The following is a 15,964-nucleotide window of genomic DNA, read 5'->3' on the forward strand; positions in this document are numbered from 1 at the left end:
TGTTTTTGCTGCCGAACTTGCTCCAGTTATCACACAGCCCGAAATGGGCATTTTTTTTGCGGCGCTTGGCGGGCATACTAGGCCGTCCCTTTCCCTGGTATCACCCGCCTCTATGCTTCGCGTCCTGATAGCCCTCGCTCTGACTTGCCTGCTCCAACCGGCCTTTGCTGACGAGCGCGCGCAAACCCAACAACAGTTGGACGCCACGCGTCAGGACATTGCCGAGCTGAAGAAACTGCTGGGCAAGCTGCAGGAAGAAAAATCCGGTGTGCAAAAGGACCTCAAGGGCACCGAAACCGAGATGGGCAAGCTCGAGAAGCAGGTCGATGCCCTGCAAAAAGAGCTGAAGAAAAGCGAATCCGAGCTGCAGCGACTCGATGGTGAGAAAAAAAAACTCCAGAGCGCGCGCATTGAACAGCAACGACTGATCGCCATCCAGGCCCGTGCGGCCTATCAGAATGGCCGTCAGGAGTACCTCAAGCTGCTGCTCAACCAGCAAAACCCGGAAAAATTCGCCCGCACCCTCACCTATTACGACTACCTGAGCCAGGCCCGCCTGGAGCAGTTGAAGAATTTCAACGAAACCCTGCGCCAACTGGCCAACGTCGAAAAAGACATTTCCATGCAGCAGGCGCAGTTGCTGGTACAGAAAAGCAGTCTCGACAGCCAGCGTGACGAACTCGACAAGGTCCGTCAGGAGCGCCAGAAAGTCCTGGCCAAGCTCAACGACGACGTAAAGGCTCGCGATCAGAAGCTCGCCACCCGCGAGCAGGATCAGGCAGACCTGTCTAAAGTCCTTAAAACTATTGAAGAAACCCTGGCCCGTCAGGCCCGTGAGGCGGAAGAAGCGCGGCAAAAAGCGCTGATCGCCCAGCAGGAAGCCGAAAAAAAGCGTTTACGTGAGGCTCAGGAACAGGCCGACGCCAATACTGATGCCCCACGCAAACCGCCTAAATCGACACCTGGCGCACTGGTTTCCAGTTCAGGCGAGACCTTCGGCGGCGCATTTGCTTCAGCCCGCGGCAAACTTCCATGGCCGGTTGATGGTCGACTGTTGGCGCGCTTCGGCGAAAGCCGCGGCGACGATGCCCGGACCAAGTGGGACGGCGTGATGATCAGCGCCTCCGCCGGCAGCCAGGTGCATGCCGTTCATGGCGGGCGCGTGGTGTTCGCCGATTGGTTGCGCGGCGCGGGGCTGCTGGTGATTCTGGACCACGGCAACGGTTTCTTGAGTCTTTATGGTCACAACCAGACGCTGCTCAAGTCTGCGGGTGATGTGGTTAAAGCCGGTGAGTCCATCTCCACTGTCGGTAACAGTGGCGGGCAGGACACACCAGCGCTGTATTTCGCAATTCGTCAGCAGGGTCACCCGAGTGATCCAGCGCAATGGTGTCGTGCGCAAGGATAAGCACTGCATCTAATTCAGGAGTTCGTTCGACATGCTGCATTTGTCCCGCCTTACCTCGCTGGCCCTGACGATCGCCCTGGTGATCGGCGCGCCGCTGGCGTTTGCCGCTCAACCTGCTCCGGCGGCTGCGCCAGCACCTGCACCTGCGGGCACCGCTGCAACCACCAAGGCGCCACTGCCCCTGGAAGAGTTGCGCACCTTTGCCGAGGTTATGGACCGGATCAAGGCAGCCTATGTCGAGCCGGTAGACGACAAGACCCTGCTGGAAAATGCCATCAAGGGCATGCTCAGCAACCTTGACCCGCACTCCGCCTACCTGGGCCCGGAAGACTTCGCTGAATTGCAGGAAAGCACCAGCGGTGAATTCGGCGGCCTGGGCATCGAAGTCGGCGCCGAAGACGGCTTCATCAAAGTGGTGTCGCCCATCGACGACACCCCGGCCTCCAAGGCTGGCATCCAGGCCGGCGACTTCATCGTCAAGATCAACGGCGCGCCTACTCGCGGCCAGACCATGACCGAAGCCGTGGACAAGATGCGCGGCAAGATCGGCCAGAAGATCACCCTGACCCTGGTGCGCGATGGCGGCACGCCGTTCGACGTGACCCTGACCCGCGCCACCATCCAGGTGAAGAGCGTCAAGGCGCAACTGCTGGAGTCCGGCTACGGCTACATCCGCATCACCCAGTTCCAGGTCAAGACCGGCGAAGAGGTTTCCAAGGCCCTGGCCAAGTTGCGCAAGGACAACGGCAAGAAGCTCAACGGCATCATCCTCGACCTGCGGAACAACCCGGGCGGCGTGCTGCAAGCGGCGGTGGAAGTGGTCGACCACTTCATCACCAAGGGCCTGATCGTCTACACCAAGGGTCGCATCGCCAACTCCGAACTACGCTTCTCCGCCACCGGCAAAGACGAAAGCGAAGCGGTGCCGATGGTCGTGCTGATCAACGGCGGCAGCGCCTCGGCCTCGGAAATCGTCGCCGGTGCGTTGCAGGATCAGAAACGCGCCGTGCTGATGGGCACCACCAGTTTCGGCAAGGGCTCGGTACAAACCGTGCTGCCGCTGAACAACGACCGCGCCCTGAAGATCACCACCGCGCTGTACTTCACGCCGAACGGGCGCTCGATCCAGGCCCAGGGCATCGTGCCGGACATCGAAGTGCGCAAGGCCAAGATCACCAACGAGCAGGACGGCGAATACTTCAAGGAAGCCGATCTGCAAGGTCACCTGGGCAATGGCAACGGCGGCGCCGACAAGCCGACGTCCAGCAGCAAAGCCAAAGCGATGCCGCAGGATGACGACTACCAACTGGCCCAGGCCCTGAGCCTGCTCAAAGGGCTGAGCATCACCTCCGGTCGCTGAGATGCGCCTGCGGTTCATCCTCGGTTTGTTGTGTTGCCTGGCGGGCGCTGCTCACGCAGAACCCGCCAAGCCGACGCCACACAAGGCTTACCTGACACTGATCATCGATGACCTGGGGCAGAACCTGCCCCGGGATCGTCGCGTGCTCGCCCTGCCCGGCCCGGTGACGACGGCGATCATGCCCGACACACCCCACGCCGCCGAATTCGCCCGCGAAGCCCATCGCGCCGGCAAAATCGTCATCCTGCACATGCCCATGGACCCGGCCACCGGCCCGTTCGCCTGGCACCCCGACCTGCCCATCGAAGAGCTGCAAAAACGCCTCGACGCCGCGTTCAAGGCTGTGCCTTACACCGCCGGCATCAACAACCACATGGGCAGCCGCATGACCGCACAACAACCGGCCATGGCGTGGCTGATGGCGGACTTGCAGCGTCGGCACAAGTTCTTCGTCGACAGCCGCACCAGCGCGCAAACCGTCGGGGCGGCTGAGGCGCAGAAGATCGGGTTGGCGAGCGTTTCACGGGATGTGTTTCTGGATGACGAGCGCACGGAAGCCGCGATCTTCACGCAGTTGCAGACAGCGATAAACCTGGCGCACAAGCAGGGTTCGGCGGTGATGATCGGGCATCCGTATCCGCAAACACTGGCGGTGCTGGAGCGTGAGTTGCCGAAGTTGAAGGCTCAGGGCATCGACTGGATCGACATCAAAATGATGATCAGCGTGCGCAGCAATCGGGCGACGGCTGCGCATGGGAAGGATGGTGTGTACCGGTAATCAGCCACACCACAAAAACTACTGTGGGAGCGGGCTTGCTCGCGAAGAGGGAGTGTCAGTCGACATGAATGTTGGCTGACACACCGCATTCGCGAGCAAGCCCGCTCCCACATTTGAATAGCGTGGTGTCAGAGGTATCGCGCCATGATCTCGTCCACCACGCCGTCCTTGCGCATCTGATCCAGCGCCGCCTGTAGCTTGGCGACGATCTCATCCGGCACTTCCTTATTCAGCGCCAGGTACAGCTCGGCGCTGTTGAAGCGCAGCACGGTCTTGAGCCCGGTCACGCCGTCCTGGCGCGCCAGATAACGCCCCGCCGGGTCGCCGGTGGCCCACAGGTCAATCTGCCCGCTGACCAGCTTCTTGGCATTGTCCTGATCGCGCAGCACCACAATCGGTTTCAACCCTTGCTTGGCCAGGGTCTCGGCAATCGCGTCGCCCTTGTAGGCGCCAATCTTGTATTTGCGCGCCTGTTCCAGGGTCTCAAGGGTGATTTTGCTGTCGGCCTTGGCCAACATGATCCAGTCATCCGGGCCGATGGGGCCGACCCATTTGAAGAGCTTCTCGCGATCCGGCAACCGCGCCATCACGAACACACCGTAACCGGGTTTTTCCAGGGCAATCTTGTAGATTCGCTCCCAGGGAAAACGCAGGGTCAGGCTGTAGGTGACGTTGGCGCGTTTGAACATCTCGCGGACGATGTCCACGGCGATGCCATTGATGTTCTCGTCCTGAGCGAAGTTTTTGCCGTTCTTCGCCATGTTGTAGGGCGGGAAGTTTTCCGTCAGCAGCACCAGGTCGGTGGCTGGACTTTCTTCGGCGCGGGCTGCGTTGATGAGCAGCACGGAGGCGCTGACGAGGACAAGAAATAGACGTTTGAGCATGTCGGGCTACCGGAATCCATGGCGTGCCCAAGAGTGCCTTGAGCCCGCCATGCTGTCCACTGGCCTGTATCGGTTTTAGCGCATCACGATGCCGCGATGGGCCATGTAGGCCTTGGCTTCCTGCACGGTGTATTCGCCGAAGTGAAAAATACTCGCCGCCAGCACCGCGCTGGCGTGGCCTTCGAGAATGCCGTCAGCCAGATGTTGCAGGTTGCCGACACCGCCCGAGGCGATCACCGGAATGCCCAGCGCATCGCTGATGGCGCGGGTGACGCCCAGATCGAAGCCGTTTTTCATGCCGTCCTGGTCCATGCTGGTCAGGAGGATTTCACCGGCGCCCAGGCCTTCCATCTTCTTCGCCCATTCAACGGCGTCGAGACCGGTCGGTTTGCGCCCGCCGTGGGTGAAGATTTCCCAGCGCGGGGTTTCGCCCGGACCGGAGACCTTCTTCGCGTCGATAGCGACGACGATGCATTGCGAGCCGAAATGCTGCGCCGCTTCGCCGACGAATTCCGGGTTGAACACGGCGGCGGTGTTGATCGAGACCTTGTCCGCGCCGGCATTCAGCAAGTTGCGGATGTCCTGCACGGTGCGCACGCCACCGCCCACGGTCAGCGGGATAAACACCTGGCTGGCCATGCGCTCGACGGTATGCAGCGTGGTGTCGCGACCATCGACGCTGGCGGTGATGTCGAGGAAGGTAATCTCGTCGGCGCCTTGCTCGTCGTAGCGACGGGCGATTTCCACCGGGTCACCGGCGTCGCGGATGTTTTCGAACTTCACACCTTTGACGACCCGGCCGTTGTCCACGTCCAGGCAAGGGATGATGCGTTTGGCTAACGCCATGGGCTTAATCTCCGATTAAGAGTTGCAAGCTTCAAGCCTCAAGCTGCAAGTAAGAGCGGATCGCGGTCGCGCTGTTAACTTGTAGCTTGCCGCTTAGAGCTTGGAGCTGGCCGCGTAGCCATCACAAAAGGCTTGGGCTTCTGCAACATCTAGCGTGCCCTCATAAATCGCGCGGCCTGTGATGGCGCCGATGATGCCCGGCGCCTTGGCGTCGAGCAGCGACTTGATGTCACCGAGGTTGTGAATACCGCCCGAAGCGATCACTGGAATGCGCGTGGCAGCGGCCAGCGCGGCGGTGAACGGGACGTTGCAGCCCTGCATCATGCCGTCTTTGGCGATGTCGGTATAAACGATCGCGGAGACGCCGTCGGCTTCGAATTGCTTGGCCAGTTCGATCACCTGAATGGTGCTGATTTCAGCCCAGCCATCGGTGGCGACGAAACCGTCTTTGGCATCGAGGCCGACAATCACTTTGCCCGGGAATGCGCGGCAAGCTTCAGCCACGAAGGCCGGGTCTTTCACGGCTTTGGTGCCGATGATCACGTAGCTCACGCCCGCTTTCACGTAGTGCTCGATGGTTTCCAGGGAGCGGATACCGCCGCCGATCTGGATCGGCAGGTTCGGGTAGCGCTTGGCGATGGCGGTGACCACTTCGCCGTTGACTGGCTGGCCTTCGAACGCGCCGTTCAGGTCGACCAGATGCAGACGACGGCAACCGCCCTCCACCCACTTGGCAGCCATGCTCACCGGGTCATCGGAGAACACCGTGGAATCTTCCATGCGGCCCTGGCGCAGACGAACACAGGCACCGTCCTTGAGATCGATAGCGGGAATAATCAGCATCTGGCAAACCTTCAAATTCGATTGTTCAGCTTCGCTCGGAAATCAGTTTTTCTCGAGCGCCCACAGGTCGCTTTCGATGCTTTCGAACCTTTCTTTAAGGTGCGTCTGCACATCGAAAATCGCTCTGTTGTAATAGTGCGGCGCAATTTCGCGGGTAAACAGCTCAAGGATTTCCGCCGCTTCGAACGAACCCAGGTCCAGTTCGAAACGATCTTCCATAAACCGCTTGATCTTGTGATTGGCCTCGTTCTCCTGTTCGGGAGTGAGGGTCAGGATCGGCGGTTTGGATTTCTTGACGGCCATTTACCAGCGACCATCCCACGCGGCGAAGTTCTGCAGCAATTGCAGGCCATGGGTATGGCTCTTCTCCGGGTGGAACTGCACGGCGAAACGCGAGCCATCGGCCAGCGCGGCAGCGAAATCGACACCGTAGTGACCGCCACCCACCACTTGCCGCGCATTGCCGGCAGCGATGTAGTAGCTGTGCACGAAGTAGAAACGCGCCAGGTCCGGGATGTTGTGCCACAGCGGGTGAGTCACCGTCTGCTTCACTTCGTTCCAGCCCATGTGCGGGACTTTCAGGTGTTCGCCGTCTTCATGCAGGTCTTTGCCGAAGAACTTCACCGCGCCGGGGAACAGGCCGATGCAGTCCACGCCATCGTTCTCTTCACTGCTGTCGAGCAAGGCTTGCATGCCGACGCAAATGCCGAGGAACGGACGGTCCTGGCTGACTTCACGCACCAGCGAATCGAAACCCAGGCGACGGATCTCCGCCATGCAATCGCGAATCGCACCGACACCGGGAAAAACCACCCGATCGGCTTCGCGAATCACGCTGGCATCGCTGGTGATCAAGACCTTGCCGGCACCGACGTGCTCGAGGGCTTTGGCCACCGAGTGCAGGTTGCCCATGCCGTAATCGATAACCGCGACCGTCTGCATTACAGAACGCCTTTGGTCGACGGCATTTGCCCGGCCATGCGGTCATCCAGCTCTACCGCCATGCGCAATGCACGGCCGAACGCCTTGAACACGGTTTCGATCTGGTGGTGGGTGTTGGTGCCACGCAGGTTGTCGATGTGCAGGCTGACGAGGGCGTGATTGACGAAGCCCTGGAAGAATTCCTGGAACAGATCAACGTCGAAGCCGCCCACGGTGGCGCGGGTATAGGGAACGTGCATCTGCAGGCCAGGACGGCCGGAGAAGTCGATCACCACGCGCGACAGTGCTTCATCGAGCGGCACGTAGGCATGGCCGTAACGACGGATGCCTTTCTTGTCGCCGATGGCTTTGGCAAAGGCCTGACCCAGGGTGATACCAACGTCTTCCACGGTGTGGTGGTCGTCGATATGCAGGTCGCCCTTGCTGACAATATCCAGGTCGATCAGCCCGTGACGGGCGATCTGGTCCAGCATGTGCTCAAGAAAAGGAACACCGATATCAAATCGGGCCTTTCCGGTGCCATCCAGGTTGATCGAGGCTTTGATCTGGGTTTCCAGAGTGTCGCGCTCGACAGACGCCTTACGTTCGGCCATCACCAGCTCCGCAAAATCATTGGGCGAAAAAGGCAGCCATTATAGGGGCGCGGGGCCGAAACAGAAACACGAGAGGTGATATGGCTGACGGATAGAACGCCCGGCTGTCGCGGGTAGACATGTCCATACAAGCCATTTGAGGCAACACAAAACGAAATGTGGGAGCGGGCTTGCTCGCGAATGCGGAGTATCAGCCAACATTTATGTCGACTGACACTCCCTCTTCGCGAGCAAGCCCGCTCCCACAGGGTCGGTGTTTATTCAGGGCTGGATGTTGTCAGCCCATGAACACCTTAGTGGAACAGAACCGCCGTCTTTTGCAGGGTCACCCAAACACCCCATGCCAACGGAATCCCCACCACCAGCCACGCCGCAATCGCCAACGGCTTGCTGCCCGGCGCTGCTTTCCACTCCAGCACGGTGCTGCTGTCAGCACCCTTGTCGTGGCCCAGCGCCTGTTCGGCAGCCAGTTCAGCGTCGGTCATGAAGTACTTGTCGGCCACCGGACGCACCAGCAGGTTGCAGATGAAACCCAGCACCAGCAGACCGGCAAGGATGTACAGCGTGATGTCGTAAGCCGCGGCACGTTCAACGCCGATGCTCAGCTGATACTCACGCAGGTAGTTCACCAACACCGGACCCAACACGCCCGCCGCCGCCCACGCCGTCAGCAGACGACCGTGGATCGCGCCGACCATTTGCGTACCAAACAGGTCAGCCAGGTAAGCCGGAACCGTCGCAAAACCACCGCCGTACATCGACAGGATGATGCAGAACGCCGCCACGAACAGCGCAACGTTGCCCAGGTGACCCAGGTTCGGGATCAACGCGTACAGAGCAAAGCCCAGAGCGAAGAACACGAAATAGGTGTTTTTACGACCCAGGTAATCGGAGAACGACGCCCAGAAGAACCGGCCACCAATGTTGAACAGGCTCAGCAAACCGGTGAAACCGGCGGCAATCGCTGCGATCGAGGCCAGTTGCCCGGCGTCCAGCTTGCCGAATGGCAGGTCGACACCGATCAATTTACCGCCGAACACTTCCTGCAACAGGGGCGAAGCCATGCCGAGGATGCCGATACCGGCGGATACGTTCAGGCACAGCACCAGCCAAACCAGACGGAATTGCGGGGTTTTCCACGCGACGTTCACGTGAACGTGGCGGTGGGTGATCATCGCGTTCGCGACTTTCTTCGCCGGAGCGGTCCAGCCTTCAGGCTTCCAGCCGGTTGGCGGAACGCGGTAGGACAGTGCGCCACCGATCATGAACACGAAGTAGATCGCGGCCATCACCAGGAAGCTCTGCCATACGCCCACGCCGGTTGGCGAAGCGAAGTGGCTCATCAAGGCTGCGGCCAGCGGAGCGCCGACCATCGCGCCACCACCGAAACCCATGATCGCCATGCCCGTGGCCATGCCGCGCTTGTCCGGGAACCACTTGATCAGGGTCGAGACTGGCGAGATGTAACCCAGGCCCAGGCCGATACCGCCAATGACCCCGGAGCCGATCCACATCAGCCAAATTTGGTGGGTATAAATCCCCAGCGCCGAAATCAGCAGGCCACCGCACCAGCACAGCGCCGATACAACACCGGCCTTGCGTGGCCCGGCGTGTTCCAGCCAGCCACCCCAGATCGCTGCGGAGCAGCCGAGGAAGATGAAGAACAGGGTGTAGATCCAGCCGAGCATCGAGATCGGCCAGTCGCATTGGGACGAGAAGATTTGCGAGATGAAACTCATGTCCGGCGCGCAGGCGACCGGAGCGGTGACGCCCAGAGCCTTGGACAGTGGCAACCAGAACACCGAAAAGCCGTAGGCCATGCCGATGCACAGGTGGATGGCCAACGCGGCCGGTGGAACCAGCCAACGGTTGAAACCGGGCTTGGCGATGATGCGTTCCTTGGACAGGAACGCGGGCTGGCCGGCTATGACGCCGTCCGCCGTGATGCTCGTGCTCATTGTGTATCCCCCAATTATTAGTATGGTTCGCCAGCCACTCCTCACCCTCAGCCTTATATGCACGCAGGCATGACTTTTTCTTGGGTGAAGCTCCATTTGGGCGCGACGTTACGTCGCAGAAGGACGGACGAACGTGGAGAGGTTACCATTTGCTCGTGACAGAAAAACCAAACTGATATCACCTTTTGTATGTCATCCGATCTCTTTCCCTGTAGGAGCTGCCGAAGGCTGCGATCTTTTGATCTTTTCATCCGTTAAAAAAATCAAAAGATCGCAGCCTTCGGCAGCTCCTACAGGTCGAAATCTGTACCCATCTGACAGGAGCCGCCATGCCGATCATAGTCGAGCCGCTGAATGAAGCCACTTATCAGGATCAGCAAGACCTGCAGAAAATCTACCGCGACGCCCCGGACTGGCTGTTTGCACCGTTTGCCGGTGAGGTGCAGTTGATCGAAGGCTGCCTGCGGGACGGCTCAATGATTGCCGGACGTTTCAATGATCGGCTGCTGGGCGCGGCGCGTCTGCAACGCCAACAGGACGTCTGGCATTTGTCCCAAATTTGCGTGCGAAAAGTTACCCGTCGCCGTGGGGTCGCGGAGCGTCTGGTGAACGAAGCGCAAAAAATGGCGTCGCAGTCGGGCGCCACATTGCGCCTGCTGGCACCCGCCGGGCACCTGGAAGCCCAGGCATTGGCAGCCAAACTGAACGTGCCTCTGGATGTACTGCCCATATGAACTGACCGGTCGTCAGTTTCGGAGCGCTATACTCCCCGGCTAAATTTCGAATTCGACTAACTACAAGGACTCGCCCATGAAAGCGTTCGGCAAAATCCTGGGTCTGGTACTTCTCGGGCTGTTGCTGATCATTGTGGCGCTGGGCTTTGCCCTGACCCACCTCTTCGATCCCAACGACTATAAAGACGAGATTCGCCAGATTGCCCGCGACAAGGCCCACATCGAGCTGACGCTCAATGGCGACATCGGTTGGAGCCTGTTCCCGTGGCTGGGCCTGGAATTGCACGAAGCCAGTGTCGCGACCCTGGTCAAACCCACCGAACCGTTTGCCGACTTGCAGATGCTCGGCCTGTCAGTTCGCGTACTGCCGCTGTTGCGCCGTGAAGTGCAGATGAGCGACGTGCGCGTCGAAGGCCTGAACCTGCGCCTGAACCGCGACAAGGATGGCCACGGCAACTGGGAAGACATCGGCAAGATCCCGGCCCCGGCCAACGCTGGCGACACCCCGCCCGCCGTTCCCGCTGGAGAGCCTGCCCCGCAAGCCCCCGTAGTCACGGAAAAACCGCCACAACCGATCCGCCTCGACATCGACAGCCTGACCGTGAACAACGCACGGGTTGAATACAACGATGAAAAAACCGGCAAGATCTACAGCGCCGAAAGCATCCAGATGAGCACCGGCGCGGTCCACGACTCGACCAATATTCCGCTCAAACTCACCGCGTTTCTGTCCGCCAACCAACCGGCGCTGCGAGTGCGCACCGAACTGAACGGCGAGTTACGCATTGCCCGCGCCCTCCAGCGCTACCAGTTCGAAGACATGAAACTGTCGGGCGAAGTGACCGGCGATCCGTTGCAAGGCAAGGCCATGACCTTCGCCGCTCAGGGCCAGTTGCTGCTGGACAAGGCGGCCAACGTCGCCGAATGGACCGGCATCAAGATCTCCGCCAACCAGTTGCGCGCCTTGGGTGAATTGAAGGTCAACGACCTCGACAAGACGCCACAGATCAACGGCGGGCTGTCGATTGCCCAGTTTGATTTGGCCAAGTTCGTCGACAGCATCGGCCAGAAACTCCCGGCCATGGCCGAGGGCAGCCTGAGTAAAGTCGAGCTGGTCAGCCGTCTCGCCGGGACGCCTACCAGCCTGTCCCTCGACAACATCAACCTGAAAGTCGACGACAGCACCTTCAGCGGCCGTATCGCCGTCGAGGACTTCGCCAAACAATCCCTGCGGGCGATCCTCAAGGCTGACACCTTCAACGTCGACCGTTACCTGCCGCCAAAATCCGCCGAAGCCAACAGCGCCACGCAAGTGCGTCAGGCCGAAGTGGCCAGCACCGAAGCCGATGCCATGGCCGGCGCGGGCAGCACGCCGTTGCCGGAGTCACCGACCAAAGGCGCGTGGAGCAGCGAACGCCTGTTGCCAGTGGAACGCCTGGCCAAACTCGACGTGGATGCGGACCTGACCTTCGGCCAACTGACCCTCGACAAACTGCCGATCCAGAACGCGGCGCTCAAGGCCACCGGCCAGGGCGGCCTACTGACCCTGGAGAACCTGCGCGGCGACCTGTACAACGGCAACTTCGAAGCCAAGGGCACGCTGGATGTGCGCCAGCAAGTGCCAGCGCTGAGCATGCAGACTCGCATCACCAAGGTGCCGGTGGAAAAAATCCTCGAAAGCCAGGGCAAGAATCCGCCGGTGAAGGGTCTGGTGACGCTCAACAGCGCACTGACCGGCACCGGCAACAGCCAGAAAGCGCTGATCGAAACCCTCAACGGCAACGCCAGTTTCGTGATCAACAACGGCGTGTTGCTCAACGCCAACCTTGAGCAGCAACTGTGCAAAGGCATCGCCACCCTGAACCGCAAATCCCTCAGCGGCGAACCGCGCGGCAAGGACACGCCATTCCAGGAGCTCAAGGGCAACCTGACCTTCCGTAACGGCGTGGCGAGCAATCCGGACATGAAAGTGCGCATCCCCGGCATGACCGTCAATGGTGACGGCGACGTCGATCTGCGTGTCCTGGGCATGGACTATCGCGTCGGCATCATCGTCGAAGGCGACACCAGCGCCATGCCTGATCCGGCCTGCCAGGTTGGCGAGAAGTTCGTCGGCATCGAGTGGCCGCTGCGCTGCCGTGGCCCGCTGGAACTCGGGGCCAAGGCTTGCCGCGTGGATAACGAGCGCATGGGCCAGGTCGCCGCCAAACTGGCGGGCGAAAAGCTCAGTGACAAAATCGACGAGAAGCTCGGGGACAAAGTCAGCCCCGAGCTGAAAAACGCGTTGAAGGGGCTGTTCAAGCGATGAGAGCCGAGCAGTTTTCATCGGCGGTGCTGGATTGGTACGACCGCCATGGCCGCCACGATTTGCCTTGGCAACAGGGCATCACCCCGTATCGGGTGTGGGTCTCGGAAATCATGTTGCAGCAAACCCAGGTCAGCACCGTGCTGAATTACTTCGACCGGTTCATGGCTTCGCTGCCGACGGTCGAAGCCCTGGCCGCCGCGCCGGAAGACGAAGTGCTGCACCTGTGGACGGGCCTGGGCTACTACACCCGTGCGCGCAATTTGCAGAAGACTGCGAAAATCGTCGTTGCTGAATACGGCGGCGAGTTTCCCCGGGATGTGGAAAAACTGATGGAGTTGCCAGGCATCGGTCTGTCCACGGCCGGCGCCATCGCCAGCCTGAGCATGGGCCTGCGGGCGCCGATCCTCGATGGCAACGTTAAACGGGTGCTGGCGCGCTTTACCGCGCAAGAGGGTTATCCGGGCGAGCCGAAGGTGGCCAAACAGCTCTGGGCCAACGCTGAGCGCTTTACGCCCCATGATCGGGTCAACGCCTACACCCAGGCGATGATGGATCTGGGCGCCACGCTCTGCACCCGCAGCAAACCGAGTTGCCTGCTCTGCCCGCTGGAGAAGGGCTGCGAAGCGCACATGCTCGGCCTGGAAACCCGCTACCCGATCCCCAAGCCGCGCAAAGCCCTGCCCCAGAAGCGCACGCTGATGCCGATCCTCGCCAACGGCGAAGGCGCGATCCTGCTTTACCGTCGCCCTTCCACGGGTTTGTGGGGCGGTCTGTGGAGTTTGCCGGAGCTCGACGACCTCGACGACCTGCAACACCTCGCCACCCAGCACTCACTGGAACTGGGCAGCCAACAAGCGCTGCCGAGCCTGGTGCACACCTTCAGTCACTTTCAGTTGTCCATCGAACCCTGGCTGGTTCAGGTCCAGGAGGCCGGCCATCACGTGGCCGAGGCCGACTGGCTCTGGTATAACCTCGCCACCCCGCCGCGCCTGGGCCTTGCCGCCCCGGTCAAAACCTTGCTCGAACGCGCGGCCGCCGTATTGAACGCAGGAGAGTCGTCATGACCCGCACCATCATGTGCCGCAAGTACAAAGAAAAATTGCCCGCCTTGGAGCGCGCCCCGTTCCCTGGTGCAAAAGGCCAGGACATTTTTGACCATGTCTCGGCCAAGGCCTGGGCCGACTGGCAGAAACACCAAACCCTGCTGATCAACGAAAAACGCCTGAACATGATGAACGCCGAAGACCGCAAATATCTTCAGGGCGAGATGGACAAGTTCTTTTCCGGCGAGGAATACGCCCAGGCCGAAGGCTACGTTCCGCCGGCTGAATAATCCCGATTTATCGGGGGTCGGAACGTAAGCGACGGTAATAATTAAAATTTTTTTGAAAACTTTCTTGACGACCCCCTGAAAAACCAGTTTAATGCGCCCCGTTGCCCAGATAGCTCAGTCGGTAGAGCAGGGGATTGAAAATCCCCGTGTCGGCGGTTCGATTCCGTCTCTGGGCACCAAATACCGAAAACCCTGAATCGCAAGATTCAGGGTTTTTTTATGCCTGTGATTTGATCGAGCGCCACGCCGGCCTTTCTTCTACGACGTTTTTTACAGACGGAAGGCTTAACGGCGGTAGCTATGAGCTTTAATCAATAGGATTTCCTTTGCAAAGAGGACTGAATCCAATGGCATCCCCGACGAAACTACAAAAGCGATCAAAACGCGCCAAAATAAAAGCCAAACAACAGCGCGTGGAACGCAGCATACCCCTATCGGCACGGCCTAATAGTCGTCCTGAAAACATTGGCTCGATCCAGTGGTTCGAGCAACTGTTTGCTCAATTTCGGGAAGCAGAAAAACGCAGCCGTAAAGCATTTTTCGTAGCTCTGTACACTTCTCTCGCTGATTTGATTGCGCTTAATCACAAACTCGAATCAGAGCTCACCGAATCGGAAGACCCTTCAGAAGCAATGGCAGTGCTCTGTCGATGCATTGTGGTCGATTATCGCAAGTGGGCCCATGGTGCAACGGAGGCCGAAACCTTCGAGTGGCTTACGAGGCCTGACGTGATTAAGGACTTTACTCAGGCCAAGATTGACGCGATTACCGAGTTCACAGCAGGTTTTTCTGAAGATGAAGAATAGCTCTGCTCGCTAACGAGCAAGCCAGATAAGCGTTGTCACAAGGAACGTGAAAACCATGAGCCAGAAGAAAACCCGCATCCCCCTGCCCCACCCGCCGCCACCGACAGGTCACACCGAATGGCTGCTGATCTTCGTCAGCGTCATGGTGATCGTTGCCGCGTGCCTGCTTGGCTACATGGTCATTGAAGGCTTGATCGAGGGACGGATCAGCAATATGAGTCGCGGCGCGTCCTATGACGTCTACAGCTTTGCACAGCGGCCGCGTCACTATTGGTTCACGATCATCGGCCATACCTTTTGGGTTTTCGTATTGACCGCGATGGGCGTGGGTACGATTTGGCTGGTTCGCAAGATCAACGCAGCACCCGAAAAGCCTCGGCGACGAAAATAAGCCCCGCACCAACCACACAAAAAAACCGCGTCATGCGGTTTTTTTGTATGTGCGTTTTTCAGTCAGGAGCCAACGTACTGATCGCCGCTCCAGTGCAGGTTCAGTTCACGGGCAGGACCGCTGCCGATGTCCACGGTGTTGCGCCGCTCCTGGCCATGGCGCGTGGTGACCACTGTGTATTGACCGGCGGGCAGTTGCACGTAGACCAGAGGACCGGCCTGGTTCAGGGTCAATACGGTGTGTCCTTGTGCGTTCTGTACGACCACATCCACGTAGGGAATGTATTCATTCGCCGGGCCGACGGAGAAACTCATGCGCAAGTTGTAGCCATGGTTTTGTTGAATGAACCGCGACTCATCCAGGCCAATGCCTCCCGACAGGTAATTGATCCCATTCTGCTGTTCCTGCTGGATCTGCACTCCGGTGCTGTCTACAGGACCCGCCGGCGTGGCACGGGCCATGACGGGAAACATCAACGCACCAACAGCGGCGATGGGCAACATGAATGAAAGGACGTATTTCATGATGGCGACTCCCGGGTTCGGAAGAACCCAATCGTTACGCCTTTTTAGATTTCTGACAGGGTGCTCAGTTTTAGATTGATTCGAATCCAAGGGCACAGCGAATAGGACTACGCGTTGTATTCCTCAAACGTAGGAAACAATCGACCGGTTCCTGCAAATCAGATCGGCATTTCCTTCCAGGTTTTCGGCAACGCCCGGCATCGCTGACAGGGCCGTAATTGGCAAGCTTTCCGCCAGTTCATACAACGGCGGAAGA

17 protein-coding genes and 1 tRNA gene are annotated in these 15,964 nt (G+C 59.6%); 10 read left to right on the forward strand and 8 right to left on the reverse strand.

The genetic code is table 11. The annotated features are described in order from the left end of the window. The first annotated feature begins 112 nt into the window (after positions 1–112). Genes BK665_RS01980 through BK665_RS01990 form a run of 3 tightly spaced genes read left to right on the forward strand, consistent with a single transcriptional unit; the run spans position 113 to position 3,546 of the window. The gene (locus BK665_RS01980; RefSeq protein WP_123402605.1) at positions 113–1,408 is read left to right on the forward strand and encodes a murein hydrolase activator EnvC family protein; all 1,296 of its coding nucleotides are present in this window, start codon (positions 113–115) and stop codon (positions 1,406–1,408) included. Between the two features lie 31 nt (positions 1,409–1,439). Beyond that, positions 1,440–2,768 carry a S41 family peptidase gene (locus BK665_RS01985; protein ID WP_123402606.1) on the forward strand — a complete coding sequence of 443 codons (1,329 nt, stop codon included), beginning with the start codon at positions 1,440–1,442 and terminating at the stop codon, positions 2,766–2,768. A 1-nt stretch (position 2,769) separates the two neighbouring features. Continuing rightward, positions 2,770–3,546: a divergent polysaccharide deacetylase family protein gene (locus BK665_RS01990; protein WP_123402607.1), complete on the forward strand. Its 777-nt coding sequence runs from the start codon at positions 2,770–2,772 to the stop codon at positions 3,544–3,546. A 128-nt stretch (positions 3,547–3,674) separates the two neighbouring features. On the opposite strand, the gene BK665_RS02000 is transcribed toward BK665_RS01990, so the two are convergent. From BK665_RS02000 to BK665_RS02030, 7 genes are all read right to left on the reverse strand, one after another. Further along, positions 3,675–4,430 carry a substrate-binding periplasmic protein gene (locus tag BK665_RS02000; RefSeq protein ID WP_123402609.1) on the reverse strand — a complete coding sequence of 252 codons (756 nt, stop codon included), beginning with the start codon at positions 4,428–4,430 and terminating at the stop codon, positions 3,675–3,677. Positions 4,431–4,505: 75 nt separating this feature from the next. Next, positions 4,506–5,276, reverse strand: a complete 771-nt coding sequence (gene hisF / locus BK665_RS02005) for an imidazole glycerol phosphate synthase subunit HisF (RefSeq protein ID WP_007897430.1) — start codon at positions 5,274–5,276, stop codon at positions 4,506–4,508. 93 nt (positions 5,277–5,369) lie between these two features. Next, entirely contained in the window at positions 5,370–6,119 is a 750-nt protein-coding gene (gene hisA / locus BK665_RS02010) for a 1-(5-phosphoribosyl)-5-[(5-phosphoribosylamino)methylideneamino]imidazole-4-carboxamide isomerase (protein WP_123402610.1), read from the reverse strand. Positions 6,120–6,161: 42 nt separating this feature from the next. Beyond that, entirely contained in the window at positions 6,162–6,422 is a 261-nt protein-coding gene (locus tag BK665_RS02015) for a DUF2164 domain-containing protein (protein WP_054616495.1), read from the reverse strand. Then, a complete protein-coding gene (gene hisH, locus BK665_RS02020; protein ID WP_123402611.1) occupies positions 6,423–7,061 on the reverse strand; it encodes an imidazole glycerol phosphate synthase subunit HisH in 639 nt (212 codons plus the stop codon). It lies immediately after the preceding gene. After that, on the reverse strand, positions 7,061–7,654 hold the full coding sequence (gene hisB, locus BK665_RS02025; protein WP_003218037.1) for an imidazoleglycerol-phosphate dehydratase HisB: 594 nt from the start codon (positions 7,652–7,654) through the stop codon (positions 7,061–7,063). The genes hisH and hisB overlap by 1 nt, the downstream gene beginning before the upstream one ends. A 293-nt stretch (positions 7,655–7,947) precedes the next feature. Then, on the reverse strand, positions 7,948–9,612 hold the full coding sequence (locus tag BK665_RS02030) for an OFA family MFS transporter (protein WP_123402612.1): 1,665 nt from the start codon (positions 9,610–9,612) through the stop codon (positions 7,948–7,950). A 329-nt stretch (positions 9,613–9,941) separates the two neighbouring features. On the opposite strand from BK665_RS02030, the gene BK665_RS02035 reads away from it, so the two are divergent. The 7 genes from BK665_RS02035 (at position 9,942) to BK665_RS02065 (ending at position 15,184) form a co-directional block, all read left to right on the forward strand. Then, positions 9,942–10,346, forward strand: a complete 405-nt coding sequence (locus BK665_RS02035; RefSeq protein WP_123402613.1) for an acetyl-CoA sensor PanZ family protein — start codon at positions 9,942–9,944, stop codon at positions 10,344–10,346. A gap of 76 nt (positions 10,347–10,422) precedes the next feature. Further along, on the forward strand, positions 10,423–12,654 hold the full coding sequence (locus tag BK665_RS02040) for an AsmA family protein (RefSeq protein ID WP_123402614.1): 2,232 nt from the start codon (positions 10,423–10,425) through the stop codon (positions 12,652–12,654). Continuing rightward, positions 12,651–13,718 (forward strand): A/G-specific adenine glycosylase, encoded by a 1,068-nt coding sequence (gene mutY, locus BK665_RS02045; protein ID WP_123402615.1) that lies wholly within the window; start codon positions 12,651–12,653, stop codon positions 13,716–13,718. Before BK665_RS02040 ends, mutY begins: the two co-directional genes overlap by 4 nt. Further along, on the forward strand, positions 13,715–13,987 hold the full coding sequence (locus BK665_RS02050) for an oxidative damage protection protein (protein WP_123402616.1): 273 nt from the start codon (positions 13,715–13,717) through the stop codon (positions 13,985–13,987). The genes mutY and BK665_RS02050 overlap by 4 nt, the downstream gene beginning before the upstream one ends. Positions 13,988–14,090: 103 nt before the next feature. Further along, a tRNA-Phe gene (locus BK665_RS02055) sits at positions 14,091–14,166 on the forward strand. 168 nt (positions 14,167–14,334) lie between these two features. Further along, positions 14,335–14,793 (forward strand): hypothetical protein, encoded by a 459-nt coding sequence (locus BK665_RS02060; RefSeq protein ID WP_123402617.1) that lies wholly within the window; start codon positions 14,335–14,337, stop codon positions 14,791–14,793. 55 nt (positions 14,794–14,848) lie between these two features. Beyond that, on the forward strand, positions 14,849–15,184 hold the full coding sequence (locus BK665_RS02065; RefSeq protein ID WP_123402618.1) for a hypothetical protein: 336 nt from the start codon (positions 14,849–14,851) through the stop codon (positions 15,182–15,184). 62 nt (positions 15,185–15,246) lie between these two features. Here BK665_RS02065 and BK665_RS02070 read toward each other — a convergent pair whose 3' ends face one another. Then, complete coding sequence (locus BK665_RS02070; RefSeq protein WP_123402619.1) at positions 15,247–15,708, reverse strand: carboxypeptidase regulatory-like domain-containing protein; 462 nt, start codon at positions 15,706–15,708, stop codon at positions 15,247–15,249. Between the last annotated feature and the right edge of the window lie 256 nt (positions 15,709–15,964).

This window comes from Pseudomonas frederiksbergensis (assembly GCF_003732665.1).
Classification (GTDB): Bacteria; Pseudomonadota; Gammaproteobacteria; order Pseudomonadales; family Pseudomonadaceae; genus Aquipseudomonas; species Aquipseudomonas frederiksbergensis_G.

Coding starts and splice junctions, on each gene's coding strand:
- BK665_RS01980 (WP_123402605.1), top strand. CDS start 113: ATGCTTCGCGTCCTGATAGCCCTCGCTCTGACTTGCCTGCTCCAACCG.
- BK665_RS01990 (WP_123402607.1), top strand. CDS start 2,770: ATGCGCCTGCGGTTCATCCTCGGTTTGTTGTGTTGCCTGGCGGGCGCT.
- BK665_RS02060 (WP_123402617.1), top strand. CDS start 14,335: ATGGCATCCCCGACGAAACTACAAAAGCGATCAAAACGCGCCAAAATA.
- BK665_RS02040 (WP_123402614.1), top strand. CDS start 10,423: ATGAAAGCGTTCGGCAAAATCCTGGGTCTGGTACTTCTCGGGCTGTTG.
- BK665_RS01985 (WP_123402606.1), top strand. CDS start 1,440: ATGCTGCATTTGTCCCGCCTTACCTCGCTGGCCCTGACGATCGCCCTG.
- BK665_RS02070 (WP_123402619.1), bottom strand. CDS start 15,708: ATGAAATACGTCCTTTCATTCATGTTGCCCATCGCCGCTGTTGGTGCG.
- mutY (WP_123402615.1), top strand. CDS start 12,651: ATGAGAGCCGAGCAGTTTTCATCGGCGGTGCTGGATTGGTACGACCGC.
- hisA (WP_123402610.1), bottom strand. CDS start 6,119: ATGCTGATTATTCCCGCTATCGATCTCAAGGACGGTGCCTGTGTTCGT.
- hisB (WP_003218037.1), bottom strand. CDS start 7,654: ATGGCCGAACGTAAGGCGTCTGTCGAGCGCGACACTCTGGAAACCCAG.
- hisF (WP_007897430.1), bottom strand. CDS start 5,276: ATGGCGTTAGCCAAACGCATCATCCCTTGCCTGGACGTGGACAACGGC.
- BK665_RS02030 (WP_123402612.1), bottom strand. CDS start 9,612: ATGAGCACGAGCATCACGGCGGACGGCGTCATAGCCGGCCAGCCCGCG.
- BK665_RS02000 (WP_123402609.1), bottom strand. CDS start 4,430: ATGCTCAAACGTCTATTTCTTGTCCTCGTCAGCGCCTCCGTGCTGCTC.
- BK665_RS02065 (WP_123402618.1), top strand. CDS start 14,849: ATGAGCCAGAAGAAAACCCGCATCCCCCTGCCCCACCCGCCGCCACCG.
- BK665_RS02035 (WP_123402613.1), top strand. CDS start 9,942: ATGCCGATCATAGTCGAGCCGCTGAATGAAGCCACTTATCAGGATCAG.
- BK665_RS02015 (WP_054616495.1), bottom strand. CDS start 6,422: ATGGCCGTCAAGAAATCCAAACCGCCGATCCTGACCCTCACTCCCGAA.
- BK665_RS02050 (WP_123402616.1), top strand. CDS start 13,715: ATGACCCGCACCATCATGTGCCGCAAGTACAAAGAAAAATTGCCCGCC.
- hisH (WP_123402611.1), bottom strand. CDS start 7,061: ATGCAGACGGTCGCGGTTATCGATTACGGCATGGGCAACCTGCACTCG.